At 72.7% G+C, this 21,803-nt stretch carries 23 protein-coding genes; 7 read left to right on the top strand and 16 right to left on the bottom strand.

All coding sequences use genetic code 11. The features are described 5' to 3' along the window. Positions 1–162: 162 nt before the first annotated feature. Positions 163–816, top strand: a complete 654-nt coding sequence (locus ACFYL6_RS23720) for a response regulator transcription factor (protein WP_387174276.1) — start codon at positions 163–165, stop codon at positions 814–816. Here ACFYL6_RS23720 and ACFYL6_RS23715 read toward each other — a convergent pair. Genes ACFYL6_RS23715 through ACFYL6_RS23705 form a run of 3 tightly spaced genes read right to left on the bottom strand, consistent with a single transcriptional unit; the run spans position 797 to position 3,331 of the window. Next, on the bottom strand, positions 797–1,459 hold the full coding sequence (locus ACFYL6_RS23715; RefSeq protein ID WP_387174274.1) for an HAD family hydrolase: 663 nt from the start codon (positions 1,457–1,459) through the stop codon (positions 797–799). The genes ACFYL6_RS23720 and ACFYL6_RS23715 overlap by 20 nt on opposite strands. 20 nt (positions 1,460–1,479) lie before the next feature. Beyond that, positions 1,480–1,734 carry a glutaredoxin family protein gene (locus tag ACFYL6_RS23710; RefSeq protein WP_030329740.1) on the bottom strand — a complete coding sequence of 85 codons (255 nt, stop codon included), beginning with the start codon at positions 1,732–1,734 and terminating at the stop codon, positions 1,480–1,482. Continuing rightward, on the bottom strand, positions 1,724–3,331 hold the full coding sequence (locus ACFYL6_RS23705) for an AMP-binding protein (protein ID WP_387174270.1): 1,608 nt from the start codon (positions 3,329–3,331) through the stop codon (positions 1,724–1,726). Before ACFYL6_RS23705 ends, ACFYL6_RS23710 begins: the two co-directional genes overlap by 11 nt. 586 nt (positions 3,332–3,917) lie before the next feature. On the opposite strand from ACFYL6_RS23705, the gene ACFYL6_RS23700 reads away from it, so the two are divergent. From ACFYL6_RS23700 to ACFYL6_RS23690, 3 genes are all read left to right on the top strand, one after another. Next, a complete protein-coding gene (locus tag ACFYL6_RS23700; RefSeq protein ID WP_387174268.1) occupies positions 3,918–4,874 on the top strand; it encodes an ECF subfamily RNA polymerase sigma factor, BldN family in 957 nt (318 codons plus the stop codon). A gap of 289 nt (positions 4,875–5,163) precedes the next feature. Then, positions 5,164–6,033, top strand: coding sequence for a DUF5667 domain-containing protein (locus ACFYL6_RS23695; protein ID WP_387174266.1), 870 nt, complete (start codon positions 5,164–5,166; stop codon positions 6,031–6,033). A 127-nt stretch (positions 6,034–6,160) separates the two neighbouring features. Further along, positions 6,161–7,030 carry an HAD family hydrolase gene (locus tag ACFYL6_RS23690; RefSeq protein ID WP_387174264.1) on the top strand — a complete coding sequence of 290 codons (870 nt, stop codon included), beginning with the start codon at positions 6,161–6,163 and terminating at the stop codon, positions 7,028–7,030. Between the two features lie 46 nt (positions 7,031–7,076). On the opposite strand, the gene ACFYL6_RS23685 is transcribed toward ACFYL6_RS23690, so the two are convergent. From ACFYL6_RS23685 to ACFYL6_RS23635, 11 genes are all read right to left on the bottom strand, one after another. Next, positions 7,077–7,958, bottom strand: coding sequence for a lysophospholipid acyltransferase family protein (locus ACFYL6_RS23685; protein WP_112584240.1), 882 nt, complete (start codon positions 7,956–7,958; stop codon positions 7,077–7,079). A gap of 345 nt (positions 7,959–8,303) precedes the next feature. After that, positions 8,304–9,380 (bottom strand): NAD-dependent epimerase/dehydratase family protein, encoded by a 1,077-nt coding sequence (locus ACFYL6_RS23680; RefSeq protein WP_387174262.1) that lies wholly within the window; start codon positions 9,378–9,380, stop codon positions 8,304–8,306. A gap of 122 nt (positions 9,381–9,502) precedes the next feature. Next, positions 9,503–9,604: a 30S ribosomal protein bS22 gene (locus ACFYL6_RS23675; protein ID WP_007465623.1), complete on the bottom strand. Its 102-nt coding sequence runs from the start codon at positions 9,602–9,604 to the stop codon at positions 9,503–9,505. Between the two features lie 269 nt (positions 9,605–9,873). After that, positions 9,874–10,083, bottom strand: a complete 210-nt coding sequence (locus ACFYL6_RS23670) for a helix-turn-helix domain-containing protein (RefSeq protein WP_007465625.1) — start codon at positions 10,081–10,083, stop codon at positions 9,874–9,876. Between the two features lie 213 nt (positions 10,084–10,296). Next, positions 10,297–11,481, bottom strand: a complete 1,185-nt coding sequence (locus ACFYL6_RS23665) for an ABC transporter permease (protein ID WP_091402733.1) — start codon at positions 11,479–11,481, stop codon at positions 10,297–10,299. After that, positions 11,478–12,542: an ATP-binding cassette domain-containing protein gene (locus ACFYL6_RS23660; RefSeq protein ID WP_387174260.1), complete on the bottom strand. Its 1,065-nt coding sequence runs from the start codon at positions 12,540–12,542 to the stop codon at positions 11,478–11,480. Before ACFYL6_RS23660 ends, ACFYL6_RS23665 begins: the two co-directional genes overlap by 4 nt. Continuing rightward, positions 12,539–13,921, bottom strand: coding sequence for an efflux RND transporter periplasmic adaptor subunit (locus tag ACFYL6_RS23655; protein ID WP_387174258.1), 1,383 nt, complete (start codon positions 13,919–13,921; stop codon positions 12,539–12,541). The genes ACFYL6_RS23660 and ACFYL6_RS23655 overlap by 4 nt, the downstream gene beginning before the upstream one ends. A gap of 35 nt (positions 13,922–13,956) precedes the next feature. Further along, on the bottom strand, positions 13,957–15,246 hold the full coding sequence (locus ACFYL6_RS23650) for a hypothetical protein (protein WP_387174256.1): 1,290 nt from the start codon (positions 15,244–15,246) through the stop codon (positions 13,957–13,959). A gap of 69 nt (positions 15,247–15,315) precedes the next feature. Continuing rightward, positions 15,316–15,891 (bottom strand): TetR/AcrR family transcriptional regulator, encoded by a 576-nt coding sequence (locus tag ACFYL6_RS23645; RefSeq protein ID WP_387174254.1) that lies wholly within the window; start codon positions 15,889–15,891, stop codon positions 15,316–15,318. After that, positions 15,884–16,684, bottom strand: coding sequence for an alpha/beta fold hydrolase (locus tag ACFYL6_RS23640; protein WP_387174252.1), 801 nt, complete (start codon positions 16,682–16,684; stop codon positions 15,884–15,886). The genes ACFYL6_RS23645 and ACFYL6_RS23640 overlap by 8 nt, the downstream gene beginning before the upstream one ends. Before the next feature lie 106 nt (positions 16,685–16,790). Continuing rightward, positions 16,791–17,711, bottom strand: a complete 921-nt coding sequence (locus ACFYL6_RS23635) for a proline dehydrogenase family protein (RefSeq protein WP_091402747.1) — start codon at positions 17,709–17,711, stop codon at positions 16,791–16,793. Between the two features lie 106 nt (positions 17,712–17,817). Between ACFYL6_RS23635 and ACFYL6_RS23630 the strand changes: the two genes are divergently transcribed. Genes ACFYL6_RS23630 through ACFYL6_RS23620 form a run of 3 tightly spaced genes read left to right on the top strand, consistent with a single transcriptional unit; the run spans position 17,818 to position 19,865 of the window. Further along, a complete protein-coding gene (locus tag ACFYL6_RS23630; RefSeq protein WP_387174250.1) occupies positions 17,818–18,090 on the top strand; it encodes a hypothetical protein in 273 nt (90 codons plus the stop codon). A gap of 1 nt (position 18,091) precedes the next feature. Further along, a complete protein-coding gene (locus tag ACFYL6_RS23625; RefSeq protein ID WP_387174248.1) occupies positions 18,092–19,258 on the top strand; it encodes a glutathionylspermidine synthase family protein in 1,167 nt (388 codons plus the stop codon). 19 nt (positions 19,259–19,277) lie between these two features. Next, entirely contained in the window at positions 19,278–19,865 is a 588-nt protein-coding gene (locus ACFYL6_RS23620; protein ID WP_387174246.1) for a CGNR zinc finger domain-containing protein, read from the top strand. Positions 19,866–19,896: 31 nt separating this feature from the next. On the opposite strand, the gene ACFYL6_RS23615 is transcribed toward ACFYL6_RS23620, so the two are convergent. Beyond that, positions 19,897–20,703, bottom strand: coding sequence for a sugar phosphate isomerase/epimerase (locus ACFYL6_RS23615; protein ID WP_091402756.1), 807 nt, complete (start codon positions 20,701–20,703; stop codon positions 19,897–19,899). A gap of 75 nt (positions 20,704–20,778) precedes the next feature. Continuing rightward, positions 20,779–21,723, bottom strand: a complete 945-nt coding sequence (locus ACFYL6_RS23610) for a Ppx/GppA phosphatase family protein (RefSeq protein ID WP_387174244.1) — start codon at positions 21,721–21,723, stop codon at positions 20,779–20,781. Positions 21,724–21,803 lie beyond the last annotated feature (80 nt).

The following is a 21,803-nucleotide window of genomic DNA, read 5'->3' as shown; positions in this document are numbered from 1 at the left end:
CGGGTTTGCGAGCCCCGCAGTCGCGAACAAAGGAGATGCCGTCAGCGCGAGGAGTGAGCCGGGTTTGCGAGCCCCGCAGTCGCGAACAAAGGAGAATGCCGTGAGCGCTCGGGGACCGCGTCGAACCCGTACGACGGGACAGACGTGGTAGACAACACAGCCATGCGCATCGTGATCGCCGACGACGCCGTCCTGCTCCGGGAGGGGCTGGTCCGGCTGCTGACCGAGAGCGGACACCAGGTGGTGGCCGCCGTCGGGGACGGTGGCGCCCTGGTCGAGGCGGTGGTCGAGCACCGCCCCGACGTGTCGATCGTCGACGTCCGGATGCCGCCGTCGCACACCGACGAGGGGCTGCGGGCTGCGGTGGAGGCACGCCGGCTGGTGCCGCGTACCCCGATCCTGGTGCTCTCCCAGTACGTCGAGGTCTCGTACGCCGATGATCTGCTCGCCACCACCGGCGGCGCCGGCGGCGGGATCGGCTACCTGCTCAAGGACCGGGTGGCCGCGATCGACGAGTTCCTGGACGCGCTGCGCCGGGTGGCGGGCGGTGGCACGGTGCTCGACCCGGAGGTGGTCGGTCAGCTCTTCGCCCGGCGTCGCCGGGACGACCCGCTGCGCGAGCTGACCCCCCGTGAGCGCGAGGTGCTCGCCCTGATGGCCGAGGGGCGCTCGAACACCGCCATCGCGCGTGCCCTGGTGGTCAGCGACGGGGCGGTGGAGAAGCACGTGCGCAACATCTTCACCAAGCTCACCCTGCCGCCGGACACCGAACAGCACCGGCGGGTGCTGGCGGTCCTCACCTATCTGCGGAACTGATCTCCCGGGCCAGGGCCACCGCGTCGGTGAGGGTGTCGGCCACCGGGTGACCGGAGGCGCGCAGCCGGGCCGGGTCGGTGAACCCGCCGGTGTAGAGCACGGCACGGCCGCCCACCGCGAGCGCCGCGTCCGCGTCGTCGATGGAGTCGCCGATCAGCACCACCGAGGCGCCGTCCACGCCCAATTCGGCCAGGTGCAGCTGGAGCGACTCGGCCTTGCGTCCGCCGCCGACCGTGGCCCGCAGCCCGTCGACCCGGGCGAAGTGGCTGGTCAACCCGTACGTGTGCACGGTCGGGACCAGCTCCTCGTGGAACCACATGGACAGCAGGCTCTGGCTGCCCGGCCAGGCGGCCATCGCGGCGCGCGCGTCGGCGGCCAGCTCACAGGTGGTCAACCCGGTGCGGTACGCGTCGTGGAAGATCTTGTCCAGTCGGCCGAACTCGTCGTCGTCCACGGCCTGCCCGAGCACCTCGGCGTAGTACTCGGCGATCGGCCTGCGGAACCGCACCCGGTGCTCCTCCGGGGTGACCGTCGGCCCGCCCAGGCTCGCGAACACGACGTTGGTGGCGGACACCACCAGGCTGAGGTCGTTGAGCAGGGTGCCGTTCCAGTCCCAGACGAGGTGCGGGGGCGCAGGGGTCATCAGAGCACCATAGGCACTTCTCAGAGCTGCGGCGTGGTCAGGTCCCGCAGCAGCCGGTCCTCCTCGACCCGCCAGTACCCGTGCTCCTTGCCGTCGAGCATCACCACCGGCAGCCGGTCCCCGTACTCCCGCTCCAGCCCCTCGTCGCCGGTGACGTCCCACTCGACCCACTTGTCGCCGGTGACCGCCACCACCCGGTCGAGCGCCGCCTTGGCGTCGTCGCACAGGTGGCAGCCGGGTCGGGTGATCAGGGCGAGTCGGGCGTCAGTGGCCATCGGTTACCTCCGTGCGGTCGGTCGGCGGCGCCGACCGGAGCTGGGTCTTACGTACCTTGCCAATCGCCGAGTGTGGCAGGGCGTCGACGAACTCGACGGCGGTCGGGCACTTGAACCGGGCCAGGTTCCGTGCGCAGTGGGCGAGCAACTCCTCGCTGGTCACCGATCGGCCCTGCACAGGCACCACGTACGCCCGCACAGTCTCGCCGGTCCGCGGGTGCGGCACACCCAGTACCGCCGACTCGACCACCCCGGGGTGCCCGGCGAGCACCAGCTCGACCTCGTGCGGATAGACGTTGAACCCGTTGACCAGGATCAACTCGCCGAGCCGGTCGACCAGGAAGAGGTCGCCGTCCTCGTCGGCGTACGCGACGTCACCGGTGCCCCACCAACCCTCGGCGTCCGGGCCACCCCGACCGTCGGGCCAGTAGCCGGTGAAGAGGTTGGGGCCGGACACCACGATCTGTCCCGGGTCGGTGCCCGGCGCCACGTCGGAGATGTCCAGCTCATCCGGGTCGTCGTCGGGGACGGCCAGCCCGTCGCGCCACAGGTCCACCCCGTCCGCGCCGACCAGGCGCAGCCGCACCCCGGGCAGCGGCCGGCCGATCGAACCCGGCTTGGCCACACCGCCGACCAGGGTGGAGGTGAGCACCGGCGCGGTCTCGGTGAGGCCGTACCCGATGTGCACCTGGTGCCCGGTGACCTCGGTGAAGCGGGCCGCGACCGCGGGTTCGAGCGGCGCCGCGCCGCAGACCGCCACCCGCACCGACGCGGTCGCCGCGCGGGCCGTGGCCGCTTCGGCCCAGGTCAGGAACATCGACGGTACGCCGACCAGCACGCTGACCCGGTGCCGCGCGACCTCGTCCAGCCCCGCTGTCGGGCCGGGCTCGTCGAGCAGCACGCCTGTCGCGCCGTGGTGCACCACCGCGCCGAGCCCCGAGTTGAGCCCGTACGCGTGGAACAGCGGCAACGCGAGGAGAACAGTGTCCGTCGGCCCGACCACCGGCGGTTCGATCTCCGCGACCTGTTCGTGGTTCGCGAGCAGCGCCTGGTGCGAGAGCATCGCGCCCTTGGGCCGCCCCTCGGTGCCGGAGGTGTAGAGCAGTACAGCCAGGTCGGCGCCGCCTCGTCGAGGGCGGGGGGCCGGTCCGGGCGCCTCGGCGGTCGGTGGGGTGCCGTACACGCGGGCCAGCGCGGGCAACTCGGCGGCCACGCCGGCGACCAACTCCCGTACGCGGTCGGTGGCGATCAGCACCGACGCGCCGGAGTCGGCCAGCACATGCCGTAGCTCCGGGGCGGTGAAGCCGGGGTTTACCGGCACGGCGACCAGCCCGGCGCGGAGGGCGCCGAGCCAGGAGATCACGAAGTCCGGCGTGTTGGGCAGCGCGATGGCGACGCGTGGTGGCGTACCGGCGGGGTCGGTGGGTGGCGCTGCGACGGACAGGCCGCGGGCGGCGGCGTCGACCGCGGCGTCCAGCTCGGACCAGCTGAGGGTGTGCGCACGCCAGTGCAGCGCGGGCCGGTCGGCGCGGTCGAGAGCCACCCGGCGGACCCGGTCGGCGAGGTTCGGCGCGAGGCTTTCCGAGGCGTCCTGCACGGTGATCGAGTCTGGCACAGCGGGCGGCGACGGGCCACGCCCGACGGTCGGGGCCACGCCCGGAGGACGGCACCCCAACAGTCCCATGTACGGGACTGTCCCGTGTGCCATCGACGATCCGATCAGGTCCTGTCGATGGGACGTGCGACGCCGGCCACGGGCAGTTCGGCCACCCCCGGCCAACCGGCCGGCACGCCGGGTCAGCCGAACAGGCGACACGCCTCCTACCAGGGCATCCATCGTGGATCACCGGGCCGACGGAAAGTCAATCGCACACGACGGACAACCGGTCCGCCGTCGGTGCGAGGGAGCGGGAAATACTTCCGCCTTGTGTAACGGACTTGCCACGCGCGGGTGACGTTGGCCCTATCATCACTCGGGTCGGGTCACCCCATTTGCCGTGAGTCGACACCCCTCAGCCCGAGGAGGCCCCCGTGCCTGTGAGCGCATTGGACCAGCACCTCCAGGGGAATTGCCGCCCGTCGGCAACTCCCGCGACCGTCCTGCCCGACCGGTCCCCCGGTCGGTCCGCCCCGACCAGACCTAGACCGGCCCGCCCGGTGACCGACGGGACGGGGGCAACACGGTGACCACCTTCGGTTACGCGGAACGCCCGGTCGGCCTGACCGGTCAACCGGCCCGCTCCCACACCAACGAACGCCCCGCGGCCCGTGCCCCACTGGACGAGCAGCACAACGGCGTCGTGCGGGGCGACGGCGCGGCGCAACGGACCCGCAGCCGGCCACACCACAACGAGCCACCGCCGCGGCCCGCGGTGCCCGGTGGAAACGCGAAGCCGGCCGGCGGCCGGGTCGTCGTGCCGCCCCGACCCACCATGCCCGTGCAGGGCCGTCGGGTAACCGACACACCGGCGGTCACCACCGACCCGGCGGCGGGTGAGACAGCGGTGATCCCGGCGGTGCCGGCCACCACCGCCACCACCCCGACCGGTTTCCCGAGCCGCCCGGACCCGTCCGACCCGGCAACCGAGGTCTGGACGCTGATCGAGCGGGCCCAGGCCGGCGAGTCCGAGGCGTTCGGTCTGATCTACGACCGGTACGTGGACACCGTCTTCCGGTTCGTCTACTTCCGGGTCGGCAACCGGCAACTCGCCGAGGATCTCACCTCGGACACCTTCCTGCGCGCGCTCAAGCGGATCGGCAGCTTCACCTGGCAGGGCCGCGACCTCGGCGCCTGGTTGGTGACGATCGCCCGCAACCTCGTCGCGGACCACTTCAAGTCGGGCCGGTACCGGCTGGAGGTCACCACCGGCGACGTGCTCGACGCCGACCGGGAGGACCGCGGCCCGGAGGGCAGCCCGGAGGCGGCGGTGGTGGAGCACATCACCAACGTCGCGCTCCTCACCGCCGTGAAGCAGCTCAACCCGGAGCAGCAGGAGTGCATCGTGCTCCGGTTCCTCCAGGGCTTCTCGGTCGCCGAGACGGCCCGCGCGATGGGCAAGAACGAGGGAGCGATCAAGGCCCTCCAGTACCGCGCCGTCCGCGCCCTGGCCCGCCTCCTGCCCGACGGCTTCCAGCCGTAGTTTGTTACGGCGGGACCGACGGACGTCGATCAACGTCCGCGCAGCTCAGAGTCGGTCCCGCCCGGTGATGACCATCACTTTCTGTAATTTCCGCTCCGCCAGGCCCGTAACCCGTGCCCGGTCCGCCGCGTTTCTCCGGGTGCGACCGGTGGAAGTCCCGGCAGGCCCGGGTCACCGAGGTCCGACCGGCACGCCGGCGGCACCTCACCTCCGTGGTGTCACACTGCCGCCCGGTCGCTGGCAACGACGGCGGCCGACCGGCCGTGACCAGCGAGAGGAGGTGCCTGCGGTGGACAACACCCTCTTCTCCCGCCGGCGCGCGGAGCGCTTCGCGCAGCTTCTCGACGAGGCCAACGGCGCTCGACGACACCACGTGCGATCCCGTGTGGACGGCCAACTGGCGCCGCTCGTCGCAGTGGGTCAGCGGCTCAGCGTCGACCCCCCGGCTGTCGAGGTGGACCAGGACTTCCGTACCGGCCTGCGAGCGATGCTGCTCGCCACCGCCGAGCGGGAAGGGCTGGGCAGCACACCAGCGGCGGTCAGCGAACCGACCGCGACGACCACCCGCGGGCGGCTGCTGCCGGCGGTCACCGCACGGCGGGCCCGAGCACGGGGCGCGATCCTGGTCGGCATCGCCGCCGGGGCCATCGCCGTCTCCGGGATCTCAGCCGCCAGCGAGAACGCGGTGCCCGGTGACGCGCTGTACGGCATGAAGCGCTCGACCGAACGGGCACAGCTCGCCCTGGCCAGCTCCGACATCAGCCGCGGCCAACTCTTCCTGGACTTCGCCCGCACCAGGGTCGGCGAGGCCGCCAAGCTTCGCGGTGACCGGATCGGCTACAGCGCAGTCCTCGACGACATGGACGCCGACAGCCGGCAGGGAGTTCGCCTGCTGACCTCGGCCGCTGTGCAGCGGGCCGAGCCGGGCAGCCTGGACACCCTCAACACCTTCGTGTCGAGCCAGCGCCGGGCGGTACGCGGCCTGCTCGACGGCAGCACCCGAGTCGACCGGGACCGGACCCAGCGGTCGCTGCTGCTGCTGGACAGCATCCGGGAACGCTCCGACGACCTGCGCGCGGCGATCACCTGCGGCCTGCCGGCACCGACCGCCAGCGACGCCCTCGGCCCAAACCCGAGCGCCTGCCCCGGGGCCCGCTGACCCGCGCCCCTATACCGCACGTCCGACCGGCCGCGCCACAGTTCGCTGTGTGCCCGGCCGGTCGCCCGTCTACGGCGGATACCCTTCGCGAGGAGGCATCCGTCGTACCGGTCAGGAAGGGAATCGCGTGGCGCGTAGCCGTAAGGTGACGGTCAGTACCGACACCGACGGGCACACCGCGGGCTGGGCGGAGACCGACCTGGCCCCGGTCAGCGCACCCGACCCGACCGCCGCGGCGTTCTTCGACGTGGACAACACGATGATGCAGGGCGCGTCGATCTACTGGTTCGCCCGTGGGCTCGCCTCCCGAAACTACGTGACCACCGCCGACCTGGCCCGATTCGCCTGGCAGCAGCTCCGCTTCCGGCTGCTGGCCCGGGAGCACGCCGGCGACATGTCCCTGGCCAAGGAGGCGGCGCTGGCCTTCGTCCAGGGCTGGCGGGTCAACGAGGTCGAACACCTCGCCGAGGAGATCTTCGACGAGATGATGGCCCCTCGGATCTGGGCCGGCACCCACCAGCTCGCTCAGCGTCACCTGGACGCCGGTCAGCGGGTCTGGCTGGTCAGCGCCGCCCCCGTCGAGATCGGCCGGGTGATCGCCGCCCGGCTCGGTCTGACCGGTGCCATCGGCACGGTGGCCGAGGTGCTCGACGGGGCGTACACCGGGCGGTTGGTGGGTGACCTGATGCACGGGCCGGCCAAGGCCGAGGCGGTCACCCAGCTCGCCGCCGTGGAAGGGCTCGAGCTGGCCCGCTGCGCGGCCTACAGCGACTCGGCGAACGACCTGCCGCTGCTCTGCTCAGTGGGCCGGGCGGTGGCCGTCAACCCGGACGGCGCCCTGCTGCGGCAGGCCCGCCAGCACGGCTGGGAGGTGCGGGACTTCCGCACCGGCCGCCGAGCGGTCAAGATCGCCGTACCGTCGACCGCGGCGGCCGGGCTGGTCGCCGGCGCGGTCACCGCCGGCCTGGCCCTCCAGCGCCGCCGCCGCGCCGGCTGAGACCCCCCGCTCGGACTGGTGTGGAAGCCTCGGCGCCCACCGCGCCCTAGGGGCCGAACGGGTCGGGCCGTCGCTCCAGCAGCGTGTGCAGGGTCTGCTGGATGGTCTCCCGCACCTGGTCGGCGAGGTTGAAGACCACCAGCGGGTCGTCCGCCGAGTCGGTCAGGTGGGCGGTGGGGATCGGCGGGCAGAACTCGATCAGCCACTTGCTGGGCAGCGGCACCATGCCCAGTGGGCCGAGCAGCGGGAACGTCGGCGTGACCGGGAAGTACGGCAGCTTCAGCAGCCGCGCCAGGGGCTTGATGTCGGCGAGCATCGGGTAGATCTCCTCGCCGCCGACGATGGCGACGGGCACGATGGGGGTGCCGGTGCGCAGCGCCGCCGAGACGAACCCGCCCCGCCCGAAGCGTTGCAGCTTGTACCGGTCGGCGTAGAGCTTGCCGATGCCCTTGAAGCCCTCCGGGAACACACCGACCAGATCGCCGCCGCCGAGCAGCCGCTCGGCGTCCGGGTTGCAGGCCACCGTGCCGCCGGTCTTGCGGGCCAGCTCGGAGACCACCGGCATCCGGAAGACCAGGTCGGCGCCGAGCAGCCGCAGGTAGCGGTGGGCGGGATGCTTGTCGTGCAACGCCGCCGAGAGGATCAGGGCGTCCAGTGCCACCGTCCCGGAGTGGTTGCCGACCACCAGGGCGGGCCCGTCCACGGGGACGTGCTCCACCCCACTGACCTCGGTGCGGAACCAGTCCCGGTAGAGCAGCCGCAGCAGCGGGTGGAAGACCGCGTCGGTCAGCTCCGAGTCGAAGCCGAACTCGTCGACCTCGTAGTCACCGGAGAGCCGCCGGCGCAGGAACGCCAACCCGTTCGCGACCTTGCGGTCCCAGTGGTCCCCCGGCCGGTCCGACACCGCCGGCTCGGTGCCGCCGGTCAACCCGGCGTCGACCTCGTCGGCCGACGGCGGGGTCGGGGCCGGGGTCGGGGCCGGGGTCGGGGTCGGGGCCGGCGTTGCGGTCGAGGCCGACGGTGCGGGGGTCGGCGCGGCCTGCGCGGCCGGACGATGTCCGTTGCGCCGCGCCGGCTCCGCGTCCGGCGGAGGCACCTGCTCGGGTACGTCGAAACGCCCGACCGACTGCGGGTCGCGCCCCTCCTCCGGCCCACTCATGATGCCGCCTCGGTTCGCGGCTGCGGGGCTCGCAAGACCGGCTCACTCCTCGCGCTCACGATGCCGCCTCGGTTCGCGACTGCGGGGCTCGCAAGACCGGCTCACTCCTCGCGCTCACGATGACCGCTCCCGGACCGCTGAGCGGACCTGCCGGATGCCGTCCAGGACGAGTTGCTCGGCAGCGGCCAGTTGGTTCCGGGTGACCACCACCCCACCGTGATGGGCGCGGATGAAGTCCTCGAACGCTTCGGCGGTCGACCGGGGTGTGAAGCCGTACTCCTGCTCAAGCCGGCTGGTGTCGACCACCCGGCCGTGCACGAAGAGGTCGACCTGGTCCAGGCCGTAGCGGCCGAAGCCCATGGTGCGGGCCAGCGCGGCGGCCCCGGACAGACCCGGCTCCAGCACCGGCACGGCCACCCGGCCGGCACGCCGGATCGCCTGGGTCAGCGACAGCACCCCGGGGCCGGCGACGTTGTACGTGCCGGGATGGTCCTCCACGATCGACCGGTGCAGCACCTCCAACGCGTCGTCGAAGTGCAGGAACTGCAGGCGGGGGTCACGGCCGAAGACGGTCGGCACGAACGGCTGGGAGAAGTAGCGGGTCAACGTGGTGTCGGCGGTCGAGCCGATGAACGGAGCGAAGCGCAGCACCGTTGCGGTGACGTCGGGCCGGCGGCGCCGGAAGCCACGCACGTACCCCTCAAGGTCGAGGATGTCGCGGCCGAAACCACCGCGCGGCACCTCGCGGGGCTCGGTCTCCTCGGTGAAGACGGCCGGATCCCGGAACGACACCCCGTACGCGGCGGTCGAGGAACGGACCACGAGCTTGCGCAGCCGGGGTGCCCGCTGGCAGGCGGCGAGCATCTGCATGCTGCCGATGACGTTCTGGTCCTTCATCGCGGACCGCCCACCATGCTGCGGGTCGGGTGAGGTGACCAGCGCGAGGTGCACCACCGCGTCGACGTCCAGGTCGGCGAGGAGGCCACCGAGCGCCCCGTTGTCGACGCGGATCCGTTCGACCCGGTCCAGCAGGTCGGTGAACTCGGTGCCGGAGTCCGGTGCGTCGACCCCGATGACCCGTTCGATACGCGGGTCGGCGGCCAGTCGGGCCGCCACGTGGGCACCCAGGTAACGGCCCACTCCGGTGACGACGACGACCCCCGGAGCACCTGAGGTGCCACCGGGGGTCATCTGACGCACCTACCCCGGCAGGATGGACCGAGCCGGGACGACCACGGCCTGATCACCTGAGCCTCCGGAGGTCGACAGTTTGGCAAGTGACGCCGAATGCCGGGCCTTGCGCCCGGCGACGATCACTTGCCGAGACGGCGACGCTGGACGCGGGTCTTGCGCAGCAGCTTGCGGTGCTTCTTCTTAGCCATGCGCTTACGGCGCTTCTTGACCACCGAGCCCATACGACAGCCTTTCGATACAACGTGCGGGGCGGACCGGATGACACCACGCAGGTGGCGACGGCGACCGCTTGCGGACAACGGACCGGACCAGTCTGGGCGGCGGGGCGCACCGGTGGGGTCTCGGTCGGGCTCCAGGGTAGCCGCAGGGCGTCAGCCGGACCAACGCGCCCCCGTCGCGGCCGCCTCTGGTTCGCGACCGCGGCGCGCGCAGGCCCACTCCTTACGCTCACCGATGCCGGTCAGCTGGCGATCGGGGGGCGGGCGGTGGCTCAGGCGGTCTCCTGAAAAGCACCCCGGAGATATTCGTGCACCGCATGCTCGGGCACCCGGAATGACCGGCCGACCCGGACGGCGGTGAGTTCACCGCTGTGCACCAGGCGATAGACCGTCATCTTTGACACCCGCATGACCGTCGCCACCTCCGCGACGGTCAGGAACTTGACCTCCGACAGCCGTCCGTCGGACTGTGACCCGGCCATGGCTCACCGACCCATCCCATGCCCGGCGCGTGCCAACCCGACGGATGCTCCGGGCCGGGCCGACGACGCGCGTGTTACCAGTACGGTAGCGGGGCGGTTGTGACCGGCGCGATCCCTTCCTGCAACTGATCATGCTTCGGTGGCCGGTTCACCCGATCCGTGCTCCCGGTATCCGCCCCTGCGCGTCCGCCGTCCGGTTGCTCCGGTCGCCGCTCACTCGGTGCGTAGCGCGACCACCGGGTCGAGACGGCCGGCGCGCTGGGCGGGGACCACCCCGAAGACGATGCCCACCACCGCCGACACGCCGAAGGCGAGCGCCAACGACCACCAGGTGATCGCGGCCGGGATCGGCGACAGCGCGTCGACCAGCAGGGCGGTACCCACGCCCAGCGCCATTCCGGTGAGCCCGCCGATCGTGGTGAGCAGCACCGCCTCCAGCAGGAACTGCACGCCGATGTCGCGGGGACGTGCGCCGACGGCCTTGCGCAGCCCGATCTCCCGGGTCCGCTCCCGGACGCTGACCAGCATGATGTTGGAGACGCCGACGCCGCCGACGAGCAGCGAGATGCCGGCGATGGCCGCCAGTACGCCGGTGAGGACACCGAGGATGTCGCCGAGCACGCCGAGGATCTGCTGCTGGGTGACCGCGCTGAACTCGGTGTCCGGGTGACGGCGGTTCAGCTCGGCGACGATCCGTTCGCCCAGTTCGTCGATGCGCTCCCGGTCCGGCGCCTTCACCGCGATTCCGTCGACCCGCTGGGTGCCCCAGAGCCGTTGCGCGGCGGTCACCGGCACGTGCACCTCGTCGTCCCGGTCGACGCCGAGGCTCTGCCCGAGGGGAGCGAAGACACCGATCACCCGGAACCGCACCCCGGCCAGCGCCACCTGCTGCCCGAGCGGGTCCCGGTCGGGGAAGAGCGCACGGGCGACCGAGTCGCCGAGCACCGCCACCCGTCGGCTGGTGTCCACGTCGGTGCCGGTGAGGTAGCGCCCCCGCGCCAGCGACCGGGTGAACACCGCCGGGGTCGTCTCCAGGACGCCCTGCACGGTGGTGAAGTCGGAACGGGCGCCGGCCCGCGCGGTCGCCCCGGAGGCGACGGTGACCGCCACCCGATCGGGATCGCCGACCACGCGGGTGACCGCGTCCACGTCCTTGAGGGTCAGCGGCGAGACGACCGGCGCGTTGCCCACCTCGATCCGGCCGGGCACGACCAGCAGCAGGTTGGAGCCGAGGCCCTCGACCTGCTGCTCGACCTTCTGCTTGGTACCGGTGCCGATGGCCACCAGCAGGACCACCGAGGCCACCCCGATGATCACCCCGAGCATGGTCAGCGCGCTGCGTAGCCGGTTGGCCCGTAGGGCGTCCAGCGCCACGCGCCACGCCTCGGCGACCCTCACGCCGTACCCCCGGGTTGCTCGACCTCTCGCCCACCCGCAGCGCCCTCGCGCGCCTCGCCCGGGTCGGCGTCGCGCGGGTTGGTATCGGACCGCTCGGCGTCGTGCGGAAGGCGCCCGGTGGCTCCGGCGGCGCCACCGGAGCCACCGGACGGGTGCCCCGGACCGCTTCCGGACGCGGACCGGGGCTCCGCGCTGGGAGCGGGGACCAGTGTCGCAGGTCGACCGTGATCAACGGACGGCGGTCGATCATGAGCGGGCGGGTCGGCGGTGCCCGCGCTCGGCGGGGGTGCGGTCGCGGCGCTGTCCGCGCCCGGCGGGGGTGCGGTCGCGGCGCTGTCCGCCACGACCACGCCGTCGCGCATGGTGATCCGGCGGTGGGCGCGGGCCGCCACCTCCTGGTCGTGGGTGACCATCACCAGCGCCACCCCGGACTCCGCGTTCAACTGCTCCAACAGCTCCAGCACGGCGGCGCCGGTGACGCTGTCCAGGTTGCCCGTGGGTTCGTCGGCCAGCAGCACCGTCGGCTCGGTGACCAGCGCGCGGGCGATCGCCACCCGCTGCTGTTCACCGCCGGACATCTGGTTGGGCCGGTGGTCGAGCCGGTGCCCGAGGCCGACCCGGCCCAGCATCGCCGCCGCCCGCTCCCGGCGCTGCCGGGCCGACACCCCCCGGTAGACCAGGGGCAACGCCACGTTCTCCACCGCCGAGGTACGCGGCAGCAAATGGAACGCCTGGAAGACGAAGCCGATCGTCTCGTTGCGCAGGGTCGCCATCTCCGGTGGGGCCAGGGCGTTGACGTCCCGCCCGCCGATCACCAGACGGCCACCGGTGGGCCGGTCCAGCCCACCGAGGAGGTGCATGAGGGTGGACTTGCCCGAGCCGGACGGGCCGACCAGGGCCACGTAGTCCCCCGCCTGCACGGTGAGCGACACCCCGCGCAGCGCCTCCACCGAGACCCCGTCGAGCTGGTACGTCCGGGACACGTCCACCGCCTCGATGGCCGGAACGCGCTCCCCTGCCGGCCGGTCGCCGCGCGAACCTGCCACGGCGGGTTCGGTCACTGGACTTCCTGGCCGTCGCGCACCTGGTCGGCGCCGCGCACCACGATCCGGTCGCCGGGCTGCACGCCGTTGAGGATCTGCACCAGGTCGGACCCCTGGACGCCCACGGTCACCGACGCACGGTCGGCCTTACCGTCACGGACCACCCAGACCGCGTCCCGGCCGTCAGCGGAGAACACCGCCGAGGCGGGGACGGTCACCGCGTCCGCCGCCTCGCGTACCCGCAGGTGCACGATCGCGTTCATGCCGGGGCGGGGCGTCGGGGCCGATTCGTCCTCGGCCAACTTCCCGGCGCCCAACGCGAGGCGTACCCGATAGGTGACCCCGCCCTGCGCTGAGTTGGTGGGAAGCACGTCGACCGACCGGACGGTGGCGTCGTAGCTGGCGCCGGTGACGGCGTCCAGCTCGACAGTGGCGGTCACGCCGGCCTTGACCAACAGCACGTCGGTCTCGTCCACCTCGGCGAGCAGACCCAGTTGTCCGATGTCCACCACGGTCAACACCGGCGCGCCGGCGGTGACCAGCCCGCCGACCGCGACCGCGTCGTCCACGCCGGCCGGTGGCCCGCCCTGGCTGGGGGCCAGCACGGACGGGTCGAGGCCGGCGCCACCGGCCTGCTCCAACAGACCGGCCAGACCAGCGTTCGCGCCACCGCTGGCCCGGGTACCGCCGGGCTGCACCACCCCGGCGATCGGGGCGCGCAGGGTGAGCGCGTCGACTGTCGCCTTCGCCAGGTCGTACGCCTGCTGGGCCTGGAGCCGCTGCGCCGCGGACAGTGCGCCGACGGCGGAGCTCAGCCCGTTGATTCCCCGCTGCACCGCGCGTACCGCCTGGTCGGCGCTGCGCGCGGCGGCCGTGTACTGGCGTTGGGCGGAGGTCACCTGGGTCAGCAGCGCGTCCCGCAACTGCGGGTCGGCGATCTTGTCGGCGGCCTTCCGGGCCGCGTCGAACGCCTCGTCGGCCGCCTTGTCGGTGCCGCGCCGGCTGCTGGTCAGGCTGCCCGCGCCGACGCCCCGGCCGGCGCGCTTCGCGGCGGTCAGCGCCTCCTTCGCCTGACGGAGACGCTGCTGCGCGTTCGGTGAGTCGACCACGGCCAGCACCTGACCGCGCTTCACCCGCTGTCCAGGCTGGACCCGCAGGCTGGACAGGGTGCCGTCGGCCGGGGCGGTGAGGGTGGCGGCGGCGCGGGCGGTCACCGTGGCCGGAGCGTCGATCACCTCGGTGACCGGGTTGCGGGCGGCCGACGCCAGCGCGAGGTCGGGGCCTTCGTCGCCGCAGGACGCGGCGGTGGTGGCGGTGAGGACGACGACGGCGGTCAGGGCGATGAGCAGGCGGGGCCGCGTGGCGCTGAGCGGCCGCGGCGGGTAGGGGCGGCGCACCCATCGATGGTACGGCGCACCGCCTCCGAGCTGCGTCAGGCGGCGGTGGCGCGGATGTACGCCACGCACTCGTCGTGCAGCGTCGACCACTGCTCACCGAACGCCTTCTCGGAGGCCGCGTCGATGGTCCGGCCGTCGTGCACCACGGTCTTGAAGAAGGTGAGCAGCCGCAGCGGCCCGTACCGGTCGACGAGGTGTCGAACGGCCAGGTAGCCGATGCCGTAGCTGGCGGCGACCCGTTCGGCGGAGGCGTCGTCAGCGGGGTTGATGCCCTCCAACTTGCCGTCCCAGCCGCCCCGGACCATCTTGCGTACGTCGGCGATCCCCTCGTACCGGTCGACCGCCTGGCCGCCGGCACCGGCGAACTCGGCCAGGCCCTCCACCAACCACCAGGTGAGCTTGCCCGGGTAGCCGCGCTCCGGCAGCGACGCCGCGTGGGTCAGCTCGTGCCGGAGCAGGTCGTCGGTGCCGCTGTTGGAGAGCCCTTCGGCGTTGAGCACCACCTCGTGGTGGCCGCCGCCAACGGTCACCGCGTAGCCGCCGGTCCATTCTGGGCGCTCCCCGCCGTACCAGCGCTGCCACTCGGTGCGCCCGGCGTAGAAGATCCGGTACCGGTCCGGCGGTGATCCGGTCACCGCGTACCCGTCGGCGACCTTGGCCGCCGCCTCGGCCTGTGCGAGCAGGCCGGGCAGTTTGCCGCGCAGTGCCGGGGTGGTGGCGACGATGGTCCGCGCGCCGATGGCGACCGCCAGGTCGCTGATCTCCCACGGCCGGGTGCCGGTCTCCACCGACTTGGACTCCTCCATGGCGACCATCCGGGGTTGGTCGCCGTTCTCCCGCCACCGGGTGCCGATCAGCACGGGGCTGGGCCGGCAGTTCGGCGTCACGAAGCAGTACTGGAAGCGCACCAGCAGCCGCCACTCGCCGGGCTTGCCGATGATCGGCACGGGCAGGCCACTCGGCTCGGCCCGCCAGCCGGTCACCTTGAGCTCGCGGAGTGCGGCGAAGCGTCGGCGCAGGTCGTTGTGGGCGGCGGGATCGGCGACGGCGAGGAACCCGGCGCGGTCGCCGCCGAGGAGTGCCGCGGACTGCCGGTGGAGCTGGGCGGTGATCCGGTCGTTCAACCCGCGGGCCACGGCGGTGGCCGGGTCGTCGGCCGCCGAGGCACCGACCCGGCTGACCGTGGGGCGCGAGCCTGTCTCCCGGATGACTCCGACGACGAGCGCCGCCGGCAGGCCGCAGCCCAGCAGGAGGACGACCACCACGAGCACCGTCCACAGCGGCCAAAGCCGCCGTGGTGCTGGCTGCTGCACCTCGTCAGTCACCCGCCGAAGGGTACGACCAACACCTGGACGCGGCGAGGCCGCCCCGGACCGATCGGCCCGGCCGCTCGCTCACCCGCCGGTACGCGGCCAGGAGCGGAACGAGATGTCCAAGCCGGCGACCAACTGGTGGTACGAGCGGTCGACGTCGCGGGGCAGGCCGAAGCCGCCCCCGGCTTCCAGGGTCACGAAGCCGTGCAGGGCGCTGCGCAACGCGCGGGTGGCATCCACGGCGTCGTCGCCGGTGAGCCCGTACCCGCGCAGCACCGCGAAGATGGCACCGACGGCGCGTTCGCCCGCCTCGACGTGTTCCGGGTCGGCCGGGTCGGGCACCCGCTGCGTCGCCGGGTAGCGGCCGGGGTGGCGGAGGGCGTAGTCACGGTAGGCGTCCGCCATGGCCCGGAGCGCGTCGCCACCGGAGCGGCCGACGGCGGCGGTGGTCATCTCGGTGGCCAGCTCGGCGGTGGCCAGCGCGGCCAACTTCTGGACCAGTGCGTCCGCGCCCTTCACGTGCTTGTAGAGGCTGGGCAGCGCGACCCCGAGCCGGCTGGCGAGCGCGGCGAGGGTGAGCTGCTGGAAGCCGACCTCGTCGGCCAGCCGGGCCGCCTCCCGTACGACTGTCTGCTGGTTGAGGCCGACCCTAGGCACCGGCGCACACCGCCAGGAAGCCGAGTAGTTCCTCGGCGGTGCGCTGCGGCTGGTCGGCGTGCGGGTAGTGGCCGGACCCCTCGATCATCCGGGCCTCGGCGGTGCCGAAGAGTCGCCGGGCGGCTCGCGCCTCGGCTCCCGGGTCGGGGAAGTCCGGGTCCTTCGACCCCATCAGCACCAACACCGGTTGGCGCACCTGCGGGGCGCGGGCGGTCCAGTGTGGCTCGGCCGGTGCGATGACGCCGCGCGTCGCGGCCATCCGACCGGGCTCGCGCAGGTTGGCCACCATCGAGCGGCGGTAGGCCGCGTCGTCGGCGGGTCGGTGCACCGGGAACAGGGTGTTGTGGAACATCCCGAACAGTCGAGGGCTGTGCAGCACGGACCACATCGCCATCCGCAGCAGCGGGTTGAGCTTCGGCTGACCGACGAACGCGCCGATCTGCACGATGCCGGTGACCAGCTCGGGCGCGTCGGTGGCGGCGAAGACCACCGCCGCCGCGGCGGACGAGCTGCCGACCAGCACGGCCGGACCGGCGTCGAGGTCACGGACCACGGCCAGCAGGTCCGCGCCGACCTCTGCCGGGGCGTACGTGGGCCAGCCGGCGCTGGACTCCCCGTGCCCCCGGACGTCGACCGAGGCGACCCGGTGACCGGCGGCGACCAGCAGGGGCGCGAGGTGCCGGAAGCTCGCCCTGTTCTCGCCCATGCCGTGCGCGAGGACGACCAACGGCCCCTCGCCCCGCGCCTCGTACGCGATGTGTCCGCCGTCCCGCCGCACCTGGCTAGTTGTCATAGCCTTAAAGCTAAGCGACTTAGCCAGCATTGGCAAGTCAGATGTGCGAAACGGGCCGGCGGTGACCCGAGCGGTCGCCGCCGGCCCGTCGGCCGAACCGGAGAAACTACTTCTTGGAGATCAGGGCGCGGCCGAAGAAGACCAGGTTGGCGGGGCGCTCGGCGAGCCGGCGCATCAGGTAGCCGTACCACTCGTCGCCGTACGGGACGTAGGTGCGCACGGTGTAGCCCTCACCGGCCAGGCGGGCCTGCTCCTCGGGGCGGATGCCGTAGAGCATCTGGAACTCGAAGCGCTCTGGCCCCCGGTCGAACCACCGGGCCCGGTCCTCACCGATGGCGATCATCCGCGGGTCGTGGGTGGCCAGCATCGGGTACCCGTCGCCGGACATCAGGATGTTCATGCAGCGGACGTAGGACTTGTCCACCTCACGGGCCGACTGGTACGCCACCGACTCCGGCTCCTTGTAGGCGCCCTTGCACAGCCGCACCCGGGACCCGGCCGAGGAGAGCTCCCGGCAGTCCGACTCGGTCCGGCGCAGGTACGCCTGGAGCACCGCGCCGGTCGACGGGAAGTCCTTGCGCAGCCGGCTCAGCACCTCCAGCGTCGAGTCGGTGGTGGTGTGGTCCTCCATGTCCAGGGTGACAGTGGTGCCCGCCGCGTCGGCCGCCGCGCAGATCGCCCGCGCGTTGTCGTACGCCAACTGCTCGTCGAACATCTGGCCGAGGGCGGAGAGCTTCACGCTCACCTCGGCGGCCGGGGTGAGCCCTGCGGCGCCGAGCATCTTCAGCAGTTTCAGGTATTCGTCCCGGGTGGCGGTGGCCTGCTCGGGACGGACGGTGTCCTCACCGAGGTGGTCGAGGGTGACCGCGAGGCCGTCGTCGACGAGCCCGCGGGTCGCGCGCAACGCGTCGTCGGTGGCGGCACCGGCGACGAACCGGCGGACGACGTCCCGGGTGTACGGGGCGGTCGCGACGAGCCGCTCGACCTGGGATGACCGGGAGGCGGCGAGGATGACGGAACGGAGCATGAGCCGAGCGTAACGCCCCTGCCAGGGCCCTCGCCGAGGGGCGGCCGGGCCACCTCGGCACGGGGGCGGGGCGGCGGCGGTGGCGTCGATCGGCTACAACGATGCCGTGGACCAACGCCCCCGCCGCCGACTCCGCTCGGCCTCCGTGCAGCTCGGCGCGCTCACCGCTCTCGCGCTCGCCCTCTCCGGCTGCAACATGACCTCGGACGACGACGATGACGACGACTGCGCCCTCGGGCCGGTCGGCGGTGGCGGAACCGTCGCGCTGGCGATGCGGGTCACCGACCCGGCCGCCGGTCGCACCGCCCCGGAGCCGACCACCGCGGCCCTGCCCGAACGCGGCGGATTCGGCACCCACCTCGCCGCCTGCGGCGGCTGACGTGCGCCGCGAGACGGTCGCGCCGCGCCCCGACTGGGACGCCACCATCCGGTCGCAGGGGCTGGTCTACGTCGACACCGAGCTGCCCGACGGCGGGATCATGTCGTACTGGGACGAAACCGCCGCGTACGCCTTCGAGCTGGACGAGGTGCTGCGGCTGGAGGAGGCCACCGAGGAACTGCACCGGATGTCGGTGGCCGCCGCCGAGCACGTGGTGGCGCAGCGCCGGTACGCCGAGTTCGGCATCCCGGAGTGGGCGGCCGAGGCGGTGGCCCGGTCGTTGCGTGAGGCGCCACCGACGCTGTACGGGCGCTTCGACCTGGCGTACGACGGCAGCTGGCCCCCGAAGATGTTGGAGTACAACGCGGACACCCCCACCGCGCTGGTCGAGGCGAGCATCATCCAGTGGTACTGGCTGGAGCAGACCCGACCGGAGCTGGACCAGTGGAACAGCCTGCACGAGCGACTGGTCGGCGCCTGGGCCAAGATCGGGGCCGGGCTGCACGACCCTCGGGTGCACGTGCTCTGGTCGAACGAGGAGGAGTCCGGCGAGGACCACATGACCGCCGGCTACCTCGCCGAGACCGCCCGGCAGGCCGGCCTGACCGTCGAGCTCCAGCCCATCCAGGAGATCGGCTGGGACGGCCGCCGCTTCGTCGACGCCGACGACAACCCGGTGACCACCTGCTTCAAGCTCTACCCGTGGGAGTGGATGCTGGCCGAGCCGTACGGGCCGGCGGCCCTGGCCCCGGGCACCCCGACCACCTGGATCGAGCCGGCCTGGAAACTGCTGCTCTCCAACAAGGCGCTGCTCGCGGTCCTCTGGGAGCTGTACCCCGGCCACGAGTACCTGCTCCCGGCGTACCTCGACTCACCGCGCGGCATGCCGGAGTACGTCGCCAAGCCACTGCTCGGCCGCGAGGGCGGGTCGGTACGCATCGTCACCGCCGACGAGGAGATCACCAACCCGGGGATCTACGGCGACGAGGGCTGGTGCTACCAGGAGTTCCGGGCGTTGCCACAGTTCGCCGGCAACCGGATGGTGCTGGGCAGCTGGATCGTCGACGGCGAGTCGGCCGGCGTGGGTGTCCGGGAGAGCGCGAGTCTGATCACCGATGGCTACGCGCGGTTCCTGCCGCACTACATCGACGCGCCGCGCACCCGCTGAGTCGTCTACCGTTGGGGGCGTGAACTTCGACGCGTACGCCCGGACCGGCGTTGACCTGGTCAACGCCCGCCTGGACGACCTCGACGACCTGCGAGCCCTCTTCCCCGACGACAACGCCTGGATGCGCGACGAGGTCGCGGACCGGGACGTGGCGATCTTCCGCCGGGCGCAGAAACGGTTGCGCGACGTCTTCGAGTACGGCACCTCGGGGCGGGACGCCCAGGCGGTCACCGAGCTGAACGCGCTGCTTGAGGCGTTCCCGGTGCAGCCGCGCATCTCCGGGCACGACTCCAGCGACTGGCACATGCACGTGACCAGTCGGGGTGCGTCGGTCAGTGCCGAATACCTGGCCGGCGCGGTCTGGGGGTTGTCGGTCTGGCTCTGCGAGTACGGCAGCGCCCGGTTCGGGGTCTGCGCCGACGAGCGGTGCGGCAACGTCTACCTGGACACGTCGTCCAACTGCTGCCGGCGGTTCTGCTCGGAGCGCTGCGCCACCCGCTCGCACGTGGCCGCGCACCGGGCCCGTAAGCGGGCGGCGGTCGGCGAGCAGGTGCCGGTCGCCCCGCAGCCGACCTCCGCCGTCGACTCCCTCGCACCGGTCAGCTGACACCGCCACCGCCCGATCCTGGGCGGACGGGTCAGGCGTCGACAGGTGACGAGGCGGTCAGGTGCTGGCGGGCGAACTCCAGCGCGGCGCGCAGGTCAGCCTCGCGCACCGCGCGGCTCTTCGCGCCCCGGGTGGCGACCTCCACCGCCACCGCCCCGGTGAAACCCCGGCCGGCCAGCGAGGAGAGCAACTCCCCGCAGGGCTGGGTGCCGCGCCCGGGCACCAGGTGCTCGTCGCGGCCCTCGCCGGTGCCGTCACCGAGGTGCACGTGCGCCAGCCCGGCGCCCATCCGGTCGGCCATCTCCAGGGGGTCGCTGTGCGAGGCCGCGCAGTGCGACAGATCCAGGGTGTACGACGGGTAGCCGGCGTCGGTCGGATCCCAGCCGGGCACGTACGGGACGAACTGCCGACCCGCCATCCGCACCGGGTACATGTTCTCCACCGCGAAGCGCAGCCCGGTGAACCGGTCCGCGACGGTGGCCAGGCCCTCGGCGAAGTTACGCGCGTAGTCGCGCTGCCAGGTGAACGGTGGGTGCACCACGACGGTCGGAGCGCCCAGCGTCTCGGCCAACTCGGCGGCCTTTCGCAGGCGCTCCCACGGGTCCGGGCTCCACACCCGCTGGGTGACCAGCAGGCAGGGCGCGTGCACCGAGAGCACCGGCACGTCGTAGTGCGTGGAGAGGCCGCGCAGCGCGCCCGCGTCCTGGCTGACCACGTCGGTCCAGACCATCACCTCGACGCCGTCGTAACCGAGCGCCGCAGCCAGTTGGAACGCCGCCGCGGTCGGCTCGGGAAAGACCGACGAGCTGGACAGGAGCACGGGAACGCGGGAAGTCACATCAGCCAGCGTAGCCCGGCAGCGCCGGGGGCATCGTGACGAGCACCGGCAAATCGACCGAAAACGGCCGCCGGATCAGATCGGTTCGAGTTGATCGAGCCGGCGGAGGATGACCCCCTCCCGCAGCGCCCACGGGCAGATGTCCAGCGAGTCCAGATCCAGGCGGCGCATCACCGCCTCGGCGACCACGGCACCGGCCAGCAACTGGTGGGCCCGACCCGTGCTGACCCCCTCCAGCTCCATCAACTGCGCCGGCGGGATGTGCCGGATGAAGCCGATGACCTGCCGCAGGCCCTCCCGGGTCAGGCTGCGTCGCACCCACAGCCCGGCACCGGACGGGGCTGCCCCGGCCAGTCGGGCCAGGGTGCGGAACGTCTTCGAGGTGGCCACCGCCCGACCCCAGCCCACCTCGGTCATCTGGTCGACGACCTTGTCCAGCCGGCCGTCCACGTACTCCCGGAGCTTGTCGACGGCCTCCGCCGACGGCGGGGTCGCACTGGCCGGGTCGACCCGCAGCCGCTCGCGGGTCAGCCGACCGGCCCCGAGCGGCAGGGAGACCGCGACGTCCGGGTCCTCGTCGATGCCTGCGGCGATCTCCAACGAGCCACCACCGATGTCCAGCACCAGCAGCCGGCCCGCCGACCAGCCGAACCACCGCCGTACGGCCAGGAACGTCATCCGCGCCTCGTCCGCCCCGGACAGCACCGCCAGGCGTACGCCGGTCTCGTCCCGGACCCGGGCCAGCACCTCGGCCGCGTTCGTGGCGTCGCGCACCGCGGACGTGGCGAACGCGATCAGGTCGTCGGCCGCCAACCCGGTGGCCGCCGCCTTGGCCATGCCCACCGCCTTGACCAGGCCGTCCGCGCCCGCCTCGGTCAACGCGCCGTCGGGGCCGATCTGCTCGGCCAGCCGGAGCACCACCTTCTCGGAGTGCGCCGGCCACGGGTGCGCGCCGTGGTGCGCGTCCACCACGAGGAGATGCACCGTGTTGGATCCGACGTCGAGGACACCCAGTCGCATGGTGAAGACCCTAGGCGCAACACGTTTGCGCGGCTCACCGGCCTGCGGACGTGACCGCGCGTAGGCTGGGCCGAGTGACG

The sequence above is a fragment of the Micromonospora sp. NPDC007208 genome (genome assembly GCF_042869175.1).
GTDB classification, from domain to species: Bacteria; Actinomycetota; Actinomycetes; order Mycobacteriales; family Micromonosporaceae; genus Micromonospora; species Micromonospora foliorum.
Note: the sequence above shows the minus strand (reverse complement) of the source record. Positions and strands in the feature narration are given on the sequence as shown.